This window comes from Streptomyces sp. NPDC014995, from assembly GCF_043080745.1.
In the GTDB taxonomy this organism is placed as follows: Bacteria; Actinomycetota; Actinomycetes; order Streptomycetales; family Streptomycetaceae; genus Streptomyces.
Genome location: NZ_JBIBVX010000005.1, coordinates 327691 through 347602, shown reverse-complemented (window position 1 = coordinate 347602; position 19912 = coordinate 327691). Strand labels below are relative to the sequence as shown.

Sequence of the window (19912 nt, the reverse complement as noted above, 5' to 3'; positions counted from 1 at the left end):
CGAACCAATGCTGCTCATCCCCTGCCCGTGGTGCGGGCCCCGCGACGAGGCCGAGTTCCATTACGGCGGCCAGGCCCACGTGCCGTACCCGGCGGACCCGGCGTCCCTCTCCGACGAGGAGTGGGCCCGCTACCTGTTCTTCCGCGACAACCCGAAGGGCCCCTTCGCCGAGCGCTGGAGCCACACGGCGGGCTGCCGCCGCTGGTTCAACGCGGTACGGGACACGTCGACGAACGAGATCCAGGCGGTGTACAAGGCGGGCGAGGAACGCCCGGCACCTGTCGAGCCAAGGCCGGCATTCTCAGCCCGTCCGGGGGTCCCCCCTCCGGGGGAGTTCGAGGAGGAGGCCGTTCAGGCCGAAGCGGGGTCCGGGGGCGCCGCCGCCGGCGGGGTCGAAGGGGCGGAGCCCCTTCAGGACGGGACGGTTAGGGGCGGCGGGGGCGAGACAACTCAGCCGTTCCGCCACGCGACCCGCGGCCGAATCGACCGCGACACCCCCCTCACGTTCACCTTCGACGGCACCGAATACCTCGGCTTCCGAGGCGACACCCTCGCCTCCGCCCTCCTCGCCAACGGCGTCATCCAGGCAGGCACCAGCGTCAAGCTCGGCCGCCCACGAGGCATCTTCTCCGCCGGCGTCGAAGAGCCCAACGCGGTCATCCAGATCGAGGAGCCCTTCCCGGAGCCCATGCTCCCCGCCACGACCGTCGAGCTCTACGACGGCCTCGTGGCCACCAGCCTCCCCGGCCAGGGCCGCCTCGCCACGGAACCCGACCCGGCCCGCTACGACGCCGTACACGCCCACTGCGACCTGCTTATCGTGGGCGCCGGCCCCGCCGGCCTCGCGGCAGCGGCAGCGGCAGCGAACAGCGGCGCCCGCGTCATCCTCGCCGACGACCAGCCAGAACCCGGCGGCAGCCTCCTGGGCACGGCCGAACACCTCGGCTGGGTGCGGGAAGTGACGGAGCAGCTCGACGCCGCCCCCGAGGTCCGCGTCCTGCCCCGCACCACCGTCTTCGGCTACTACGACGACAACCACCTCCTCGCCGTCGAACGCCGCACCAACCACCTCGGCGCCGACGCCCCCGAGAACGTCTCCCGCGAACGCGTCTGGCGCATCCGCGCCCGCCGAGTCGTCCTCGCCACCGGCGCCCACGAGCGCTCGCTGGCCTTCGCGGACAACGACCGCCCCGGCGTGATGCTGGCCTCCTCGGCCCGCACCCACGTCAACCGTCACGGCGTCCTGCCCGGCCGCCACGCGGTCGTCTTCACGACCAACGACAGCGCGTACGCGGCGGCGCTGGACCTGGCCTCGGCCGGCCTGGGCATCGCGGCGATCGTCGACACCCGCCCCGAACCGGGCGGATGGGGCGAGCGCGCGAGGGCGGCCGGCATCGAGGTGCTGGCCGGGCACGCCGTCATCGGCACGGAGGGCGAGGCACGCCTCACCGCCGTGACCGTCGCCCCGTACGGACAGTCCGCCGGGCAGCGCCGGTTCGCCGCCGACCTGCTGCTGGTCTCCGGCGGCTGGAACCCGGTGGCGCACCTGTTCAGCCAGTCGGGCGGCAAGCTGCGCCACGACGACACGCTGGGCTCATTCGTCCCCGACACCACCCGCCAGGCGGTCGAGGTCGTCGGCAGCGCGAGCGGTGCCCTCGACCCGGCCACCGTCCTGGCACAGGGCGCGGCCGCAGGCGCCCGCGCCGTCGAGGCCGAGGGCTACACGCCCGAGGCGCCGCGCCTCCCGGAGGTACCCGCGCAGCCGCGGCAGACACCGCCGATGCACGTGTACGTCGTCCCGGGCGACGCGGAAGGCCCCCGTTTCGTCGACCTCCAGCGCGACGTCACCGTCGACGACCTGGCCCGTGCGACCGGCGCCGGCCTGCACTCGGTGGAGCACACCAAGCGCTACACCACGGCCGGCACGGCCAACGACCAGGGCAAGACCTCCGGCGTCCTGGCCAGCGGTGTCGTCGCCGAACTGCTCGGCGTGGACATCTCGGCGCTCGGCACCACGACGTTCCGCCCGCCGTACACCCCGGTCTCCTTCGCCGCCCTCGCGGGCCGCGACCGAGGCGCGCTGAGCGACCCGGTTCGCACGACCGCCATCCACGAGTGGCACGTCGCGCACGGCGCGCTCTTCGAGAACGTCGGCCAGTGGAAGCGCCCCTGGTACTACCCGCAGGACGGCGAGGACATGGAAGCGGCTGTGCTGCGCGAATGCGCCGCCACCCGCGAGAGCGTCGGTTTCATGGACGCCTCCACCCTCGGCAAGATCGACGTACAGGGCCCGGACGCCGGCGTCTTCCTGGACCGGCTCTACACCAACATGATGAGCACCCTGAAGGTCGGCATGATCCGCTACGGCGTCATGTGCCGCCCGGACGGCATGGTCTTCGACGACGGTACGGTCATCCGCGTCGCCCCGGAGCGCTTCCTGGTCACCACGACGACGGGCAACGCCGCCGCGGTACTCGACTGGATGGAGGAGTGGCTCCAGACCGAGTGGCCCGAGCTGAAGGTCCACTGCACCTCCGTGACCGAGCAGTGGGCCACGATCGCCCTGGTCGGCCCGAAGTCCCGCGAGGTCCTCGGTTCGCTCGCGCCCCAACTCGCCGTGGCCAACGACGACTTCCCCTTCATGGCCTGGCGGGAGACGACCGTCGCGGGCATCGAGGCCCGGGTCTGCCGGATCAGCTTCTCCGGTGAACTCGCCTTCGAGATCAACGTGTCACCTTGGCAGGCCCTCGCCCTGTGGGAGGCGGTGTACGAGGCCGGCGCCCCGTACGGCATCACCCCGTACGGCACGGAGACCATGCACGTCCTGCGTGCCGAGAAGGGCTACCCCATCATCGGCCAGGACACCGACGGTACCGTCACCCCCCAGGACCTCGGCATGAGCTGGGTGGTGTCGAAGAAGAAGCCGGACTTCATCGGCAAGCGGTCCCACGCCCGCGCCGACACGTCCCGCCACGACCGCAAGCACCTGGTCGGCCTGCTCCCCGAGGACCCGGGGACCTTCCTCCCGGAAGGCACCCACCTGGTCGCCGACGGTGTGCTGCCGACCCCGCCCGTCCCCATGCTCGGCCATGTCACGTCCAGCTACCGCAGCGCCGCCCTGGGCCGGACGTTCGCGCTCGCCCTGATCAAGGGCGGCCGGGACCGTATCGGCGAGCGGCTGTACGCCCCCGTCGGTGACCAACTGGTGCCGGTGACCGTGGCCGGCCCTGTCCTCTACGACCCCGAGGGAGCACGCCGCGATGGCTGAGACCGCCCTTACCGCCCCGCTCCGCAGCCCGCTGTCGCGCGTCGCCGACCGGCTGGCCGCCGCGACCCACGCGTCCGGGGGTGCGATCCGGCTGGCCGAACTTCCCTTCCTGGCCCAGCTCAACGTTCGCCTGGACGCCAAGGGAGCCGCGGCGGAAGCCGTCGGGCTCGCCCTGGACCTGCAACTGCCGCTCCAGCCGAACACCGTCGTCCGCGCGGGGGAGCTGACCGCGCTGTGGCTCGGCCCGGACGAGTGGCTGCTGGTCGGACCGCCGGGCGGCGAGCGGGATCTGGAGAACCGGATCCGGGAGGCCGCGGGCGACGAGCCCGTCTCGGTCACCGACGTCTCCGCGCAGCGCACGACGCTCCTCGTCTCGGGACCTCGCGTCCATGACCTGCTGGCCCACGGCTGTCGGCTGGATCTGCATCCGCGGGTCTTCGGCGCCGGACGCTGCGCCCAGACGACCCTGGGCCGCACGCAGGTCGTCCTGGTCGCCCGGGACGATCCGAGGGCCGGATTCTGGGTCCTGGTGCGCTCGACGTTCGCCGGCTATCTGGCGGACTGGTTGCTCGACGCGGCGACGGAATACGTCTGAGCAGCAGGGCCGGGACTGTCCCGTTCCGCCTGTGGGAGCTCCGTCGAGGGGCTCCCACAGGGCTTTGCGCACCGAGTTTCGCACCACCGATCGAAGGCTGGACCCTGTGACCGTCACGGCTGACACCACCACCCCACCGCACCCCGGAAGGCCCGAACTGCACCCGCACGGGCTGCCACGCCCCGGCCGGTCGCTGGTCATGGGTGTCGTGAACGTGACACCGGACTCGTTCTCCGACGGCGGGCTGTCGTTCGCCGCGGACGCGGCCCTCACGCACGGGCTCGCGCTGCTCGAACAGGGCGCGGACATCGTGGACGTGGGCGGCGAGTCGACCCGCCCCGGCGCGACCCGCCCGCCGGTCGAAGAGGAACTGCGACGCGTCCTACCCGTCGTCCGTGAACTCGCCGCGGCGGGCGCGACCGTGAGCGTCGACACCATGCGCGCCGAGGTCGCCGCACGTGCGCTGGACGCGGGCGCGCGGCTGGTCAACGACGTCTCAGGGGGCCTCGCCGACCCCGCGATGCTGCCGCTGATGGCCCGGGCGGGGACGCCATACGTCGTCATGCACTGGCGTGGACACTCTGCCGGCATGCAGGCGAACGCCGTCTACGACGACGTCGTGACCGATGTGCTCGACGAACTGCGCCTCAGGATCGACGCGGCGCTGGAGGCGGGGATACCGCCGGGCTGTCTGGTCGTCGACCCGGGACTGGGCTTCGCCAAGACGCCCGACCACAACTGGGGGCTCCTGGGGCGCCTCGGGGACGTCATGGCCCTGGGCCACCCCGTCCTGGTGGGCGCGTCACGCAAGGCGTTCCTGGGCAGTCTGCTGGCGGACCGGGAGACGGGACAACCCCGCCCCGCGCGGCTGCGCGACGCCGCCACCACCGCCGTGTCCGTGCTCGCCGCCGCGCAGGGCGTCTGGTGCCTGCGCGTGCACGATGTCGCCTCCACGGCCGACGCGGTACGCGTGACGGCCCGCTGGGGCAGTGAGATGGTGTGCAGTCGGAGCGGCCGCCTCGACCCGGTCGCCGCTGGGCTGAGCGTCCCTGTGGAGCCTCAGCCCAGATAGCCCATCCGTCGGCTGATCTCCTGTGCGCCCTTGATCAGCCCGGGTGCGAGCTCGTGCATGCGTTCCTCGGTGAAGCGGTACGTGGGGCCCGAGGCGCTGAGGGCGGCGATCACCTCGCCGTCGTGGGAGCGGATCGGGGCGGCCACGGCGTGCAGCCCGATCTCCAGTTCCTCCAGCGCCACCGCGTACCCCCGCTCCCGCGCCTCGGCGAGATTCTTCTCCAGCCTTGCCTGGGAGGTCAGGGTGTGCGGTGTCAGCTTCTGCGTGCCCGAAGCCGCGAGCACGTCGGCCCGCTCCTTCTCCGAGAGGTGGGCCAGGAGGATCTTGCCGCTGGACGTGGCGTGCACCGGGGTCAGTTGCCCGACCCAGTTGTGCGTGCCGACCGCGCCCGGACCACGCACCTGGTAGAGGTTGACGGCGAATTGCTCTTGCAGGACCGCGATGTTGACCGTCTCGCCGATCTCCTCGCTGAGCCGCTCGCACACCGGCCGGCCCTGCTGGGTGATGTCCAGGCGCCCCGTGACCGCGCCGGCCAGGCGCACGATCCCGAAGCCCAGCCGGTACTTGCCCCGCTCGGCGGTCTGCTCGACCAGGCCGCGCGCCTCAAGGGCCCCGAGCAGCCGGAACGCGGTCGACTTGTGCACGTCGATCTCGGCGGCCACCTCGCTGACGCCCGCCTCGCCGCGCTGGGCGAGGATCTCCAGGACGCTGACGGCGCGGTCGACGGACTGCACGCCGTTCGCCGAGGCACCTGTTGTTTCGCTATCTGCGGCGTAGTTGCTCATAGCGCACCTATGTACATTCCTCGGTGTGTTGCTGGGGGCCGCGGCGACCCGAGAGGAGGCCGGTTGGGTACTTGACGCCGACAGCCTCCGCGCACTCTAGGGGTGTCCGTTCCTCAGCGGAAGACGACCGTGCAGTTCCCGTTCACCAGTACACGGCTCTCGCTGTGCCACTCGACGGCGCGGGCGAGCACCTGCGCCTCGACGTCGCGGCCGATGGTGACCAGCTCGTCGGGGTCGCGCGAGTGGTCCACGCGGACGACGTCCTGCTCGATGATCGGGCCTTCGTCGAGGTCGGGCGTGACGTAGTGGGCCGTGGCCCCGACGAGCTTCACGCCGCGCTGGTGCGCCTGGACGTAGGGCCGGGCCCCCTTGAAGCTCGGCAGGAACGAGTGGTGGATGTTGATGGCCTTGCCGTCGAGCTGCTTGCACAGGTCGTCGGAGAGGATCTGCATGTAGCGGGCCAGCACCACCAGGTCGATGTCCAGCTCGCGCACGAGCTCCAGCAGCCGTGCCTCGGCCTGGTCCTTGGTCTCCTGGGTCACCGGGACGTGGTGGAAGGGGATGCCGTAGCTCTGCGCCAGGGGCTCGAAGTCACGGTGGTTGGAGACGATCGCGGGAATCTCGATGTTGAGCGCGCCCGTGGACTTGCGGAAGAGCAGGTCGTTCAGGCAGTGGCCGAACTTCGACACCATGATCAGCGTGCGCGTCGGGGTTGAGGCGTCGTGCAGCTGCCAGGTGATCCCGTATGCCTGGCCGACCGGACCGAAGCCGGTGCGCAGGCCCTCCAGGGAGATGCCGGGATCCGGGACGTCGAAGTGGACCCGCATGAAGAAGCGGTCCTGCAGCCGGTCGTCGAACTGCTGGCTCTCCAGGATGTTGCCGGAGTGGCTGACGAGAAAGGTGGTCACGGTGTGGACGAGACCGGCCTGGTCGGGGCAGGAGAGCGTGAGAACGAACTCACGGCCGGGCTGCGGTCGAGGAGACATTGCCTTCCTCCGTCATTAGATGCGTATTACGCAACACTGTGAGCTATGTGCAACATCATGCGGACGGGGTGAGGCATCGTCAAGGGCCGGTAAGAGGGTCGGCGCCCTGTCTTGACGGCGAAACGCCGTCGATGCTCGGTTGCGTATAAGCCGTCGGCGAGGCACCCCTGAACAAGTTCCACCGAAAACTCACCTGGGCCTGCGCCGGCGGCCCGTTCCTGGACGGTTACCTGCTCGGCATCGTCGGTCCGACTACCCGATCGCGACATCGCTGCCGGCCGAATGGGTGCCCGACAAACACCGGGGCCGGCTGCTGGGCATCCTCATCCTGGCCTGGTACGTCGGTGCGGCGGCCGCCAATGCGGTGGGCTGTGTGATGTCCGAGATCGCGGGCAACGGCTCCTGGCGGTGGATGCTCGCCTCGGGTGCCGTACTGAGCGCGCTGATCCTGCTGACGCGTATCGGTACGCCGGAGTCGCCGCTCCGGCTGGTCAACAAGGGCCGTACGGCCGACGCCCAGAAAGCGATCAGGAAAGCCCTCGACCGCACCGTCCCGGTCGAGGAACTGCTGGCGGCCTCGGTGGCCGAACAGCCGGTGCAGCAGAACCGGTTCCGTGACCTGTTCCAGGGCGCTTGTCTGAGGCGGACCCTGTTCTGCGGGTCTGCATGTGTCGGATCGCGCCGATGTTCGCCGTGTTCACCTTCGGCCCGTCCATCCTGGCTCCTCCGGGCTGGGGGCGGGCAACGAGAGCAATCCCGGCTCGGCGCTGATCAGCGTCGTGTTCGTACTGGGCTGTATCCCCGCGCTGCGCCTGGTGGACCGGGTGGAGCGCCGCCTCGTCATCGTGTGGTCGTACCCGGCTCCACGCAGCCCGGGTCGGGCAGTGGGGAGCGACGCGACAGCCTGCGCGAAAGCGGGCTGGGTCGGTCCTGGCCGGACAGGGCACCGAACCGGGCGACATGCAGCCGGCCGGCTGCATGTCGCTGCATGTCGGCGGGCCTGCGAAGTCCGTTCCGGCGGCATGGCAAGTTCGCGCGGCCAACCTCTTGACAGTGAGTGTCCGCGGGGAGACAGTTTGGGCGGTCGTTGCCTATAGCGAAGAGAGTTGCTTAATAAGCAACTACGTACGCATGCATCCCACCCCTGTCCCGCCGACCGCTCCGGTCGGCGATCGGCGTCCTCCCGCCATCCAGAACATCAGGCCGAAGACCCCGAAGATCGCATTCGGCCGTCCCCTCGACGAGGAGATCCACCGTGACACACGAGGTACGCGCCGTCGTCGCCCGGAAGAAGGGTGCACCGGTCTCGGCGGAGACCATCCTGGTGCCGAACCCCGGCCCCGGTGAGGCGCTGGTGCGGGTGCAGGCCTGCGGCGTCTGCCACACCGACCTGCACTACCGCGAGGGCGGGATCAACGACGAGTTTCCCTTCCTGCTCGGCCACGAGGCGGCGGGTGTCGTCGAGGCGGTCGGCGAGGGCGTCACCGACGTCGCGCCCGGCGACTTCGTCATCCTCAACTGGCGTGCCGTCTGCGGCACTTGCCGGTCCTGCAGCAAGGGCAGGCCGTGGTACTGCTTCGCCACCCACAACGCCACGCAGCCGATGACCCTCGCCGACGGCACGCCGCTGTCCCCCGCCCTCGGCATCGGCGCCTTCGCCGAGAAGACCCTGGTCGCCGCCGGCCAGTGCACCAAGGTCGACTCGACGGCCTCGCCCGCCGCGGCCGGCCTGCTCGGCTGCGGAGTGATGGCCGGGTTCGGTGCCGCGGTCAACACCGGCGGCGTGGGGCGCGGCGACTCGATCGCGGTGATCGGCTGCGGCGGCGTGGGCATGGCCGCGATCGCGGGCGCCAAGGTGGCCGGCGCCTCCCGGATCATCGCTGTCGACGTTGACGAGCGGAAGCTGAAGTGGGCCGAGCGGTTCGGCGCCACCGACACCGTCGACTCCTCCCGGACCGACGCCGTCGCGGCGATCCGTGAGCTGACCGGCGGCTTCGGCGCCGACGTCGTCGTGGACGCGGTCGGTCGCCCCGAGACCTTCGAGCAGGCCTTCCACGCCCGCGACCTGGCCGGCACCGCCGTCCTGGTCGGCGTCCCCACTCCGGAACTGACCCTCGACCTGCCGCTGCTGGACGTCTTCGGCCGCGGCGGGGCGCTGAAGTCCTCCTGGTACGGCGACTGCCTGCCCTCCCGGGACTTCCCCGCCCTGATCGACCTCTACCTCCAGGGCCGCTTCGATCTGGGTGAGTTCGTCACCGAGACAGTCACCCTGGACGACGTGGAGGCCGCGTTCGCCAAGATGCACCACGGTGACGTCCTGCGCTCGGTGGTGGTCCTGTGACCGCGCGCATCGAACGCCTCGTCACCTCCGGCACCTTCGAACTGGACGGCGTCAGCTCGGAGGTCGACAACAACGTCTGGCTCGTCGGCGTCGACGACGAGGTCCTCGTCATCGACGCCGCCCACGCCCCCGACCTGATCGCCGTCGTGTGCAGCCATGCCCACAGCGACCACGAGGGCGCCGCTCCGGACCTGGCCGCCCGCCACGGTGCGCCGATCCTGCTCCGCCCGGCCGACGCCGTGCTCTGGAAGACGGTGCACGGCATGCGGGTGCCCGGCTTCTGGGAGCTGATCGACGGCGAGGACCTGACCGTGGCCGGCACGGAGCTCCAGGTGCTGCACACCCCCGGGCACTCGCCCGGCTCCGTCTGCCTGTACGCGCCGGAACCGGGCGCCGTGTTCTCCGGCGACACCCTCTTCCAGAGCGGCCCCGGAGCCACCGGCCGCTCCTTCTCTGACTTCGGCACCACGATCGGGGCCGAGGCGCCCCGCCTCGACGAGTGGATCGCCCGCGGCCACTGACCGACCGTCGCCGCACCGCCCGCCCAAGGACCCACACCGCACTACGAAGGCCCGTCACCGCACTGCGAACCTGGAGGAGGACCATGGCGGCACAGCCGAAGGTGGTCATCATCGGCGCCGGCATCGTCGGATGCGCACTCAGCGACGAACTGACCGCACGCGGCTGGACGGACGTCACCGTTCTGGAGCAGGGCCCCCTCTTCGCCACGGGCGGCTCCACCTCGCAAGCCCCAGTCACCCGCCGGCTCACCCCGCTGGTCGTCCAGGACGAGCAGTCCGTGGTGATGGGGCACGAACCGGTGTACGTGGACGGCCGCCCGGTCGGCTGTGTGACCAGCGCCGCCTATGGCTACACGATCGGCGCGCCCATCGCGTACGCCTGGCTGCCCGCCGAACACGCCGCACCCGGAACCCCGGTGGGGATCGAGTGCTTCGGCGCCAGGGTCCGGCCGTCACCGCCGCCGAGCCCCTCTTCGACCCCGAGATGTCACGCATACGCCGCTGAACGGGCCCCGGGCCACCGGCAGCACCACACCCTCATCGGCAAGATTCCCAGGAGATGGACACATGGCCACTTCGTATGACGTGATCGTCGTCGGTCTGGGCGGGATGGGCAGCGCGGCCGCCTGTCACCTCGCCGCCCGCGGCCGGCGCGTGCTCGGCATCGAGCGCTTCGGCCCGGCCCACAACCTCGGCTCCAGCCACGGCGGTTCCCGTATCTACCGGCAGGCCTACTTCGAGGACCCGGCCTACGTACCGCTGCTGCTGCGCGCCCGCGAACTGTGGGAGAAGCTCGCCGTCGACTCCGGGCGGGAGGTCTTCACCGAGACCGGCGGTCTCATGATCGGCCGCGAGGACAGCGAGGCCTTCGCCGGCACCCTGCGCAGCGCCCATGAGTGGGGCCTGGACCACGAGGTCCTGGGCGCCGCCGACATCCGGCGCCGTTTCCCCACCTTCAACCCGGCGGCCGAGGACGTCGCCTTCTACGAGCGCAGGGCCGGCATCGCCCGGCCCGAGGCGACCGTCGCCGCCCATCTGGACCTGGCCCGGGCCCACGGCGCCGACCTGCACTTCGCGGAACTCGTCCTCGACTGGGAGGCCGACGGCCCGGGCGGCAAGGCCTGGGTGGTCACCGACCGTGGCGCCTACACGGCCGACCGGCTGGTCATCGCCCCCGGGGCGTGGGCGCCGAAGCTGCTCTCCGGCCTCGGCGTGCGCGTCACGGTGGAGCGCCAGGTCATGTACTGGTTCCAACCCGAGGGCGGAGTCCGCCCGTTCAGCGCCGAACGGCACCCCGTCTACATCTGGGAGGACCCCGACGGCACCCAGATCTACGGCTTCCCCTCACTCGACGGCCCGGACGGCGGCGCCAAGGTCGCCTTCTTCCGCAAGGGCGGCGCCTGCGACCCCGACCATCTCGACCGCCGGATCCACCCGGACGAGATCGTGGCCATGGCCGACTATCTGCGCCCGCGCATCCCGACCCTGCCCGGCCGCTTCCTCAAGGGCGCGGCCTGCATGTACGCCAACACCCCGGACGAGCACTTCGTCCTCGCCCGGCACCCTGAACATGCGCAGGTGATCGTGGCCTGCGGCTTCTCCGGCCACGGGTTCAAGTTCGTCCCCGTCATCGGCGAGATCCTCGCCGACCTTGCCATCGAAGGCACCACCGACCACCCCATTGCCCTGTTCGATCCCCGCCGCGTGCGCGTCTGACATCTTCCGAAGGTGACACGATGACCATCACGAACCTGCCGCCCAGCCTGATCCCCACGCTGTCCGGCGAGTACTACACCGACCCCGAGGTCTTCGCTCAGGAGCAGGAGCGGGTCTTCGAGGCCATGTGGTTCTGCGTGGCCCGCGCCGCCGAGCTGGACAAGCCCGGGGCTTTCCGCACCTACCAGGTGGGCCGCGAGAGCGTGCTGATCTCCCGCTCGAGGGACGGCTCGATCAAGGCGTTCCTCAACATCTGCCGGCACCGCGGCGCCAAGCTCTGCACCGAGGAGTCCGGCGAGGTCAAGCGTGCCTTCCAGTGTCCGTACCACGCCTGGACCTACGGCCTGGACGGCAAGCTGGTCGCCGCGCCCAACCTGACCTCGATGCCGGACATCGACCGGACCGAGTACGGCCTGATCAACGTCCACGTGCGGGAGTGGCTCGGCTATCTGTGGGTGTGCCTCGCCGACGAGCCGCCGTCCTTCGAGGCGGACGTGCTGGGCGCGGTCGTCGAGCGGCTCGGCGACGTCGAGTCGATCGAGCGCTACGGAATCGAGAACCTCCAGGTGGGCCGCCGTATCACGTACGACGTGAAGGCGAACTGGAAGCTCATCATCGAGAACTTCATGGAGTGCTACCACTGCGCCACCATCCACCCCGAACTCACCGAAGTGCTGCCGGAGTTCGCGGACGGCTATGCGGCCCAGTACTACGTCGGCCACGGTGCCGAGTTCGGTCAGGAGATCCAGGGCTTCACCGTCGACGGCTCCGAGGGCCTGGACCGCATCCCGGGGGTCGCCGAGGACCAGGACCGCCGCTACTACGCGATCACCGTCAGGCCGCAGGTCTTCATCAACCTCGTACCCGACCATGTGATCTTCCACCGGATGTACCCGATGGCACCCGACCGCACGGTCGTCGAGTGCGACTGGCTGTACCTGCCGCACGTCGTGGAGAGCGGCAAGGACGTGGAGCGTTCGGTGGAACTGTTCCACCGGGTCAACCAGCAGGACTTCGACGCCTGTGAGCGCACCCAGCCGGCGATGAGCTCGAAGGCGTACGCCAAGGGCGGCGTGCTGGTGCCCAGCGAGCATCACATCGGCGAGTTCCACACCTGGCTGCAGAACAAGCTCGGGCTGGGCCCCGCACACTGACCCGCCCCACCCCCGGTGCCGCCCGTCCACCTGCTGTTGCGGCCCCTCCGGCAGGTGGGCGGGCCAGTGGGCTGTCATGGACGAACCCGCTATCCGTCCCGCCGACGTTGCGAATCGCGCAACGTCGAGCATCATCAGAAATTGATAGGCGACGCCTCCCTTGACAATGCCCGCACCGCGCGGAAAGCATGTTGCGTATAGCGATTGTCGTTGTGCTATCTGAGACAACTCCCGTCTGGAGCCGGCATGAGGAGCATCACCGTCGTCGGAGCGTCGCTGGCAGGCCTGAGCACGGTTCGCGCGCTGCGCGCAGAGGGCTACGACGGCGAGATCGTCGTGGTGGGGGAGGAGCGCCACGCTCCCTACGACCGCCCGCCGCTGTCCAAGGACTTCCTCAAGGGCGACATCGGCGCCGAGGGACTCGCGCTCGGCGACGCGGACGAGTACGAGGTCCTGGACGCGCAGTGGCTGCTCGGCGAGCGCGCTGTACGGCTCGATCCCGTCGCCCGCAGCGTCACCCTGGCCGGAGGACGGCACGTGCGCACCGACGGCATCGTCATCGCGACCGGCGCCACCCCCCGCACCCTCCCCGGCACGGACGGGCTGGCGGGCGTCCACACCCTGCGCACCCTGGAGGACGCCCAGGCCCTGCGCGCCGAACTGCTCGACGGCCTGCCCCGCGTCGTCGTCATCGGCGCCGGGTTCATCGGCGCCGAGGTGGCCTCCACCGCGCACCGGCTCGGACTCCACGTCACCGTCGTCGAGGCGCTCCCTGTTCCCCTGGAGCGTCAGCTCGGGCGTGAGATGGGCCTGGTGGTCTCCTCGCTCCACAGCGATCACGGGGTCCGGCTGCTGTGCGGATCCGGCGTGGCGGAACTGATCGGCGAGGGCCGGGTCACGGGCGTACGGCTGGCGGACGGGCGGGTGCTGCCCGCCGACATCGTCGTGGCCGGCGTGGGCGTGTGGCCCAACACCGACTGGCTCGTCGGCTCCGGTGTGCAGGTGGACGACGGCGTGGTGTGCGACGCCGGCTGTGCGACCGGCGTACCGGGCGTGGTCGCCGTCGGTGACGTCGCCCGCTGTCCCAACCCGTTCACCGGACGGCACGCCCGCATCGAGCACTGGAGCAACGCCACCGAGCAGGCGAAGACCGCCGCTCGCACGCTGCTGACCGGTGTGCCGGCCGAGGCCCCTCTCATCCCGCCGTACTTCTGGTCCGACCAGTACCAGGTGCGCATCCAGGTCGCCGGACACGTCGCCCCGGGCGCCGAGCCCGAGGTCGTCCAGGGCGACATCGACAGCCGCACCTTCACGGCCGTCTACCGGCGCGAGGGCACCCCCGTCGCCGTGCTCTCCCTCAACCAGCCGAAGTTCTTCAACCGGCTCCGCCGCACCCTCGTCCCCGCCGCCGCGGCCGTCGTGTCATGAGCTCCGCGCCCCAACTCCCCCTGGAGCCCGCGGGGAAGACCGCCCACAGGGAGTCGGTGGGGGAGACCGCCATGAGCGTTCCGCGGCACCTCCGCTACACCTGGGACCACGCGTGGCTGACCCCAGATGCCTACGCCGCCCACTGCGCCCACACCCAAGGAGACCGCCGATGACCCTGTTCAACCAGCCCCTGCACGAGCTCGACCCGGAGGTGGCCGCCGCGGTCGACGCCGAGCTGGAGCGTCAGCAGTCGACCCTGGAGATGATCGCCTCGGAGAACTTCGCGCCCGTCGCCGTGCTGGAGGCGCAGGGTTCGGTGCTGACCAACAAGTACGCCGAGGGCTACCCGGGCCGTCGTTACTACGGTGGCTGTGAGCACGTCGACGTCGCCGAGCAGATCGCCATCGACCGGGTCAAGGAGCTGTTCGGCGCCGAGTACGCCAACGTGCAGCCCCACTCCGGCGCTTCGGCCAACCAGGCGGCTCTGTTCGCGCTGGCCCAGCCCGGCGACACGATCCTGGGGCTGGACCTGGCCCATGGCGGCCACCTGACCCACGGCATGAAGATCAATTTCTCGGGCAAGCAGTTCAACGTCGTTCCGTACCACGTGGACGCGGAGACCGGTCTGGTCGACATGGCGGAGCTGGAGGGGCTCGCGAAGGAGCACCGGCCGAAGGTGATCATCGCCGGGTGGTCGGCGTACCCGCGGCAGTTGGACTTCGCCGAGTTCCGGCGGATCGCCGACGAGGTCGGCGCGTACCTGTGGGTGGACATGGCGCACTTCGCCGGTCTGGTCGCGGCCGGCCTGCACTCGAACCCGGTGCCGTACGCGGACGTGGTCACCTCCACCACGCACAAGACCCTCGGCGGGCCGCGCGGCGGGATCATCCTCGCTCGCAGCACGGACTTCGCGAAGAAGCTGAACTCGTCGGTCTTCCCGGGCTTCCAGGGCGGCCCGCTGGAGCATGTGATCGCGGCCAAGGCGGTCTCCTTCAAGGTCGCCGCGTCGGAGGAGTTCAAGGAGCGCCAGCGCCGCACGGTCGAGGGCGCGCAGCTCCTCGCCGAACGGCTGACCGCGTCGGATGCTCGTGAAGCCGGGGTGAACGTGCTGTCCGGCGGCACCGACGTGCACCTGATCCTGGTCGACCTGCGCCAGTCGGAGCTGGACGGGCAGCAGGCCGAGGACCGCCTCCACGAGGTCAGCATCACCGTCAACCGCAACGCCGTCCCGAACGACCCGCGCCCGCCGATGGTGACGTCAGGCCTGCGCATCGGCACCCCGGCGCTGGCCACCCGCGGCTTCCAGGCCGAGGACTTCGCCGAGGTCGCCGACGTCATCGCCGAGGCGCTCAAGCCGTCCTACGACGCCGAAGCGCTCAAGGCCCGGGTCAAGGCCCTGGCCGACAAGCACCCGCTGTACCCCGGCCTGTAACCGACAACTTCCCGCAGGGGCGTGCCGTGACCGTTCGTCACGCCCCGCCAATCCCACCGGAGTGTGGCGTGGCAATCAGCGTCTTCGACCTGTTCTCCATCGGCATCGGCCCGTCCAGCTCGCACACCGTCGGCCCGATGCGCGCCGCCGGGATGTTCGTGGCCAGGCTGAAGCAGGACGGCGTGCTCGCCCAGACCGCCGCGGTACGGGCGGAGCTGTTCGGCTCCCTCGGTGCCACCGGCCACGGCCACGGCACCCCCAAGGCGGTGCTGCTCGGCCTGGAGGGCAACGAGCCGCACACGGTCGACGTCGCGCAGGCAGACCTGGACGTCGAGCGGATCCGCGGCACCGGACGCATCCGCCTCCTCGGTGCCGAGATCGGCCCGGCCCACGAGATCGACTTCGACGTCTCGACGCAGCTGGTCCTGCACCGCCGGCGCTCGCTGCCGTACCACGCCAACGGCATGATCCTCTTCGCCTACGACGCCGACGGTGTGCCGCTGCTGGAGAAGGCGTACTACTCGGTGGGCGGCGGCTTCGTCGTGGACGAGGACGCGGTCGGCGCGGACTGCATCAAGCCCGACGACACGGTGCTGACCCATCCGTTCCGCACGGGCGACGAGCTGCTGCGCCTGACGAAGGAGACCGGCCTGTCGATCTCCGCGCTGATGCTGGAGAACGAGAAGGCCTGGCGCACCGAGGAGGAGATCCGCGCGGGACTGCTGGAGATCTGGCGGGTCATGCAGGCCTGCGTCTCCCGGGGTCTGGGCCGCGAGGGCATCCTCCCCGGTGGCCTGAAGGTCCGTCGTCGGGCCGCGGCGGCGGCTCGGGCCCTGCGCAGCGAGGGGGACCGGGCGGGCCGCGCGATGGAGTGGGTGACCCTCTACGCGATGGCGGTGAACGAGGAGAACGCGGCGGGCGGCCGTGTCGTCACCGCTCCGACGAACGGCGCCGCGGGCATCATCCCCGCCGTCCTGCACTACTACCTCGACTTCGTGCCCGGCGCCGACGAGGACGGAATCGTCCGCTTCCTGCTCGCCGCCGGGGCGATCGGCATGCTCTTCAAGGAGAACGCCTCCATCTCCGGCGCCGAGGTCGGCTGCCAGGGCGAGGTCGGCTCCGCCTGCTCCATGGCCGCCGGAGGGCTCGCCGAGGTCCTCGGCGGCAGCCCCGAACAGGTCGAGAACGCCGCCGAGATCGGCATGGAACACAACCTCGGCCTGACCTGCGACCCGGTCGGCGGCCTGGTGCAGATCCCGTGCATCGAACGCAACGGCATGGCCGCGGTCAAGGCGGTGACGGCCGCCCGGATGGCGCTGCGCGGCGACGGCCGCCACCACGTCTCCCTCGACAAGGTCATCAAGACCATGAAGGAGACCGGCGCCGACATGAAGGTCAAGTACAAGGAGACCGCCCGCGGCGGCCTGGCCGTCAACGTCATCGAGTGCTGAGGCGCCGGACGGGCGGGACAGGGGCGAAGCAGGAGAAAGGGCCGCAGCCATGCTCATCGACACCTACGGTCGCGTCGCCACCGACCCGCGGGTCTCGCTTACCGATCGGTGCAACCTGCGCCGCACGTACTGCATGCCGGAAGCGGGTCTGCCGTGGCTGCCCAGGCCCGGTCTGCTCACGGACGACGAGGTCGTGCGGCTGGTCCGGATCGCGGTCACTCACCTCGGCGTCGAGGAGGTCCGCTTCACCGGCGGCGAGCCGCTGCTGCGCCCCGGTCTCGTCGGGATCGTCCAGCGGTGCGCCGCTCTCGCACCGCGCCCCAGGCTGTCGCTGACCACCAACGGCATCGGCCTGGGGCGGACCGCCGAAGCCCTCGAACGCGCCGGCCTGGACCGGGTCAACGTCTCGCTGGACCCACTGCGCCCCGCCGCCTTCAAGGCTCTGACCCGGCGGGACCGCCACCACGACGTGCTTCAGGGCCTGGCCTCGGCTCGCGCGGCCGGGCTCACCCCGGTGAAGGCCGTCCTGATGCCCGGACTGAACGACGACCCTTCCTCCAGCCCGACCGGCCGATGTCGGCCATCGGGGGCTGACGCCCCGGGGGTAGAGCGCAACGACGTCCACAGACAAAAGCTGGAGTGAGGCGATGGGACGGGTCACTGAGCGACGGCGCGTCGTCCGGGTGCGGAACGGTGCCGTGAGCACGCGCCCGGACACGCTGGTGGCGGAGGAGCCACTGGAGATCCGGCTCTGCGGCAAGCCGCTGGCGATCACCATGCGCACGCCCGGGGACGACTTCGCGCTCGCCGCCGGGTTCCTGGTGAGCGAGGGCGTCGTGGGCCGGGCCGAGGAGGTGGCGACCATCGTGTACTGCGCGGGCGCGACGGAGGACGGTTCGAACACCTACAACGTGGTCGACGTGCAGCTCGCCACCGGCGTTCCGGTGCCCGACATCACGCTCGAGCGGAACGTGTACACCACGTCGTCGTGCGGACTGTGCGGGAAGGCGAGTCTGCACGCCGTACGGACCACGGCGCGGTGGCCGATCGCCGACACGCCCCCGGTCCGGGTCACCCCTGATCTGCTGGCTGCCCTGCCCGACCAACTGAGGGTCGCCCAGAGGGTGTTCGAGCGGACCGGTGGACTGCATGCCGCCGGACTGTTCTCGCCCGAGGGCGAACTGCTGGACCTGCGGGAGGACGTCGGCCGGCACAACGCCGTCGACAAGCTGATCGGCCGCGCGTTCCAGTCCGGCCGACTGCCGCTGTCCCGCAGCATTCTGCTGGTCTCCGGGCGGGCCTCCTTCGAGCTGGTGCAGAAGGCGGTCATGGCGGGCATCCCGGTCCTGGCGGCGGTCTCGGCACCGTCCTCCCTCGCCGTGGACCTGGCCGCGGAGACCGGGCTGACGCTCGTCGGCTTCCTGCGCGGCGGCTCCATGAATGTGTACGCCGGTGAGCGGCGCCTCGACCTGCGAGCCAGGGCGACGGCGGGAGCCGGTACGTGACCCGGCTCGAGGGCCTCTACAGCCGCACCCACGGCAGCAGCCCCGTCGGTCCGTCCCGGTTGCGGCCGTTCGGCGCCCCGCACCGCCCCCGCCGCGTCGCGATGCTCAGCGTGCACACCTCACCGTTGCATCAGCCCGGCACCGGAGACGCCGGCGGGATGAACGTCTACATCGTGGAGCTCGCCAAGCGCCTTGCCGCGATCGGCATCGAGGTGGAGATCTTCACTCGGGCCACCTCCGCCGCACTCCCGCCGAGGGTCGAACTCGCGCCCGGCGTCCTGGTCCGGAACGTCGACGCGGGCCCCTACGAGGGCCTGGCCAAGGAGGATCTGCCCGCCCAGCTGTGCGCCTTCGGGCACGGCGTGACGCGGGCCTGGGCCGGCCGGCAGCCCGGCCACTACGACCTGGTCCACTCCCACTACTGGCTCTCCGGCCACGTCGGCCGTCTCGTCGCCGAGCGCTGGGGTGTTCCGCTCGTCCACGCAATGCACACCATGGCCAAGGTAAAGAACGCCTCCCTCGCCGAGGGTGACGCCCCCGAGCCCGCGGCCCGCGTGGTCGGCGAGAGCCAAGTCGTACGGGCTGCCGACCGGTTGATAGCGAACACCGAGAAGGAGGCGGGGGAACTCCTCCGCCACTACGGCGCCGACACCGGCCGGGTCGCCGTCGTCCACCCCGGTGTGGACCTGGAACGCTTCCGGCCCGACGCCCGTGGTGTCGAGGCCGGCCGGGCTGCGGCGCGGTCCCGCCTCGGCCTCCCGCAGAACGCGCTGATCCCCCTGTTCGTGGGCCGCATACAGCCGTTGAAGGCGCCGGACGTCCTGCTGCGCGCGGTGGCCGGACTGTTGGAGGAGCGGCCGTGGCTGCGTGAGCGGATCGTGGTGCCGGTCGTGGGCGGGCCCAGTGGCAGCGGCCTGGCCAGGCCGGAAGGGGTGCAGAAACTGGCGGCCTGCCTCGGCATCTCGGACGTGGTGCTGTTCCGGCCGCCGGTCGGCCAGGACCAGCTCGCCGACTGGTACCGGGCGGCGTCCGTGCTCGTCATGCCGTCCCACAGCGAGTCCTTCGGCCTGGTGGCCGTCGAGGCGCAGGCCTGCGGCACCCCGGTGATCGCCGCCGAGGTCGGAGGCCTGCCGGTGGCCGTACGGGACGGGGTGAGCGGCGTCCTCGTACCCGGGCACGACCCGGCGGACTACGCACGGGCGTTGTACGGCTTCGCCGCCGACCCGGCCCGCCTCGCCCGCATGAGCGAGGCCGCGGTGCAGCACGCCCGGTCCTTCGGCTGGGCCACGGCCGCGGCGGCGACCGCGGATGTGTACACGGCGGCCCTGCAAGAGCGCGGACTTCTGCCGGTGGCCGGCCGGCCGGAACGGCCCTGACGCACGGCGAGGCGATCCTTCCCCCGACCCTGGACGTCACCGACAAGGCCGCCGTCACCGCGGCCGTCCAGCGGGCGCACGACTGCTTCGGCCGCCTGGACGTCGGTTGCTCCTGGGAAGTGACCCGCCTATGTCTTCCCGGCCCTGACGTTACGTCAGTTAAGTCAGTGTTTCGTCAGTATCAGTCCTGGCGCATTCCGCGAAGAGTGTCCGAGTAGGTGCATGGTCGGCGATGTCACAACCACCTGGTTCGCGCGGAAGCCCAGGTAGGGAGCCTGCTCG

At 71.0% G+C, this 19912-nt stretch carries 17 protein-coding genes and 1 pseudogene; 16 read left to right on the top strand and 2 right to left on the bottom strand.

Going from position 1 to position 19912, the window contains the following annotated elements; translation table 11 throughout:
• Positions 1–7 precede the first annotated feature (7 nt).
• The 3 genes from ACF1A1_RS13300 to folP all read left to right on the top strand — a co-directional run bounded on the left by ACF1A1_RS13300 (position 8) and on the right by folP (position 4935).
• Entirely contained in the window at positions 8–3268 is a 3261-nt protein-coding gene (locus ACF1A1_RS13300; protein ID WP_391999505.1) for a sarcosine oxidase subunit alpha family protein, read from the top strand.
• Entirely contained in the window at positions 3261–3863 is a 603-nt protein-coding gene (locus tag ACF1A1_RS13295) for a sarcosine oxidase subunit gamma (protein WP_391999503.1), read from the top strand. Before ACF1A1_RS13300 ends, ACF1A1_RS13295 begins: the two co-directional genes overlap by 8 nt.
• A gap of 199 nt (positions 3864–4062) precedes the next feature.
• A complete protein-coding gene (folP, locus tag ACF1A1_RS13290) occupies positions 4063–4935 on the top strand; it encodes a dihydropteroate synthase (RefSeq protein WP_391999634.1) in 873 nt (290 codons plus the stop codon).
• On the opposite strand, the gene ACF1A1_RS13285 is transcribed toward folP, so the two are convergent.
• Together ACF1A1_RS13285 and purU are read right to left on the bottom strand one after the other, a co-directional pair.
• Entirely contained in the window at positions 4923–5720 is a 798-nt protein-coding gene (locus ACF1A1_RS13285) for an IclR family transcriptional regulator (protein WP_391999502.1), read from the bottom strand. The genes folP and ACF1A1_RS13285 overlap by 13 nt on opposite strands.
• A 113-nt stretch (positions 5721–5833) precedes the next feature.
• Positions 5834–6706, bottom strand: a complete 873-nt coding sequence (gene purU, locus ACF1A1_RS13280; protein ID WP_391999500.1) for a formyltetrahydrofolate deformylase — start codon at positions 6704–6706, stop codon at positions 5834–5836.
• Positions 6707–6845: 139 nt separating this feature from the next.
• Here purU and ACF1A1_RS13275 point away from each other — a divergent pair, with 139 nt between their 5' ends.
• From ACF1A1_RS13275 to mshA, 13 genes and pseudogenes are all read left to right on the top strand, one after another.
• Positions 6846–7757 (top strand): MFS transporter, encoded by a 912-nt coding sequence (locus ACF1A1_RS13275; protein WP_391999498.1) that lies wholly within the window; start codon positions 6846–6848, stop codon positions 7755–7757.
• A gap of 204 nt (positions 7758–7961) precedes the next feature.
• Entirely contained in the window at positions 7962–9047 is a 1086-nt protein-coding gene (locus tag ACF1A1_RS13270) for an S-(hydroxymethyl)mycothiol dehydrogenase (protein ID WP_391999497.1), read from the top strand.
• A complete protein-coding gene (locus ACF1A1_RS13265) occupies positions 9044–9568 on the top strand; it encodes an MBL fold metallo-hydrolase (protein ID WP_391999495.1) in 525 nt (174 codons plus the stop codon). Before ACF1A1_RS13270 ends, ACF1A1_RS13265 begins: the two co-directional genes overlap by 4 nt.
• A gap of 83 nt (positions 9569–9651) precedes the next feature.
• The gene (locus tag ACF1A1_RS13260) at positions 9652–10152 is read left to right on the top strand and encodes an FAD-dependent oxidoreductase (RefSeq protein WP_391999493.1); all 501 of its coding nucleotides are present in this window, start codon (positions 9652–9654) and stop codon (positions 10150–10152) included.
• Complete coding sequence (gene solA / locus ACF1A1_RS13255) at positions 10136–11284, top strand: N-methyl-L-tryptophan oxidase (RefSeq protein WP_391999491.1); 1149 nt, start codon at positions 10136–10138, stop codon at positions 11282–11284. Before ACF1A1_RS13260 ends, solA begins: the two co-directional genes overlap by 17 nt.
• Before the next feature lie 20 nt (positions 11285–11304).
• Complete coding sequence (locus tag ACF1A1_RS13250) at positions 11305–12438, top strand: aromatic ring-hydroxylating dioxygenase subunit alpha (RefSeq protein ID WP_391999489.1); 1134 nt, start codon at positions 11305–11307, stop codon at positions 12436–12438.
• A gap of 246 nt (positions 12439–12684) precedes the next feature.
• Entirely contained in the window at positions 12685–13866 is a 1182-nt protein-coding gene (locus ACF1A1_RS13245; RefSeq protein WP_391999488.1) for an NAD(P)/FAD-dependent oxidoreductase, read from the top strand.
• Positions 13863–14039, top strand: coding sequence for a hypothetical protein (locus tag ACF1A1_RS13240; RefSeq protein WP_391999486.1), 177 nt, complete (start codon positions 13863–13865; stop codon positions 14037–14039). Before ACF1A1_RS13245 ends, ACF1A1_RS13240 begins: the two co-directional genes overlap by 4 nt.
• Positions 14036–15298: a serine hydroxymethyltransferase gene (glyA, locus tag ACF1A1_RS13235; protein WP_391999484.1), complete on the top strand. Its 1263-nt coding sequence runs from the start codon at positions 14036–14038 to the stop codon at positions 15296–15298. The genes ACF1A1_RS13240 and glyA overlap by 4 nt, the downstream gene beginning before the upstream one ends.
• 68 nt (positions 15299–15366) lie before the next feature.
• Entirely contained in the window at positions 15367–16749 is a 1383-nt protein-coding gene (locus tag ACF1A1_RS13230; protein ID WP_391999482.1) for an L-serine ammonia-lyase, read from the top strand.
• A gap of 49 nt (positions 16750–16798) precedes the next feature.
• A pseudogene (locus ACF1A1_RS13225) lies at positions 16799–17299 on the top strand (radical SAM protein); the annotation flags it as partial.
• Positions 17300–17396: 97 nt separating this feature from the next.
• On the top strand, positions 17397–18254 hold the full coding sequence (gene fdhD / locus ACF1A1_RS13220) for a formate dehydrogenase accessory sulfurtransferase FdhD (RefSeq protein ID WP_391999480.1): 858 nt from the start codon (positions 17397–17399) through the stop codon (positions 18252–18254).
• Positions 18251–19630, top strand: coding sequence for a D-inositol-3-phosphate glycosyltransferase (gene mshA / locus ACF1A1_RS13215; RefSeq protein ID WP_391999479.1), 1380 nt, complete (start codon positions 18251–18253; stop codon positions 19628–19630). The genes fdhD and mshA overlap by 4 nt, the downstream gene beginning before the upstream one ends.
• Positions 19631–19912: the final 282 nt, after the last annotated feature.

Bases quoted from the DNA above. Each gene is read 5' to 3' on its own strand.
- ACF1A1_RS13300 (WP_391999505.1), top strand. From the start codon at position 8: ATGCTGCTCATCCCCTGCCCGTGGTGCGGGCCCCGCGACGAGGCCGAG.
- ACF1A1_RS13295 (WP_391999503.1), top strand. From the start codon at position 3,261: ATGGCTGAGACCGCCCTTACCGCCCCGCTCCGCAGCCCGCTGTCGCGC.
- folP (WP_391999634.1), top strand. From the start codon at position 4,063: ATGGGTGTCGTGAACGTGACACCGGACTCGTTCTCCGACGGCGGGCTG.
- ACF1A1_RS13285 (WP_391999502.1), bottom strand. From the start codon at position 5,720: ATGAGCAACTACGCCGCAGATAGCGAAACAACAGGTGCCTCGGCGAAC.
- purU (WP_391999500.1), bottom strand. From the start codon at position 6,706: ATGTCTCCTCGACCGCAGCCCGGCCGTGAGTTCGTTCTCACGCTCTCC.
- ACF1A1_RS13260 (WP_391999493.1), top strand. From the start codon at position 9,652: ATGGCGGCACAGCCGAAGGTGGTCATCATCGGCGCCGGCATCGTCGGA.
- solA (WP_391999491.1), top strand. From the start codon at position 10,136: ATGGCCACTTCGTATGACGTGATCGTCGTCGGTCTGGGCGGGATGGGC.
- ACF1A1_RS13250 (WP_391999489.1), top strand. From the start codon at position 11,305: ATGACCATCACGAACCTGCCGCCCAGCCTGATCCCCACGCTGTCCGGC.
- ACF1A1_RS13245 (WP_391999488.1), top strand. From the start codon at position 12,685: ATGAGGAGCATCACCGTCGTCGGAGCGTCGCTGGCAGGCCTGAGCACG.
- ACF1A1_RS13240 (WP_391999486.1), top strand. From the start codon at position 13,863: ATGAGCTCCGCGCCCCAACTCCCCCTGGAGCCCGCGGGGAAGACCGCC.
- glyA (WP_391999484.1), top strand. From the start codon at position 14,036: ATGACCCTGTTCAACCAGCCCCTGCACGAGCTCGACCCGGAGGTGGCC.
- fdhD (WP_391999480.1), top strand. From the start codon at position 17,397: ATGGGACGGGTCACTGAGCGACGGCGCGTCGTCCGGGTGCGGAACGGT.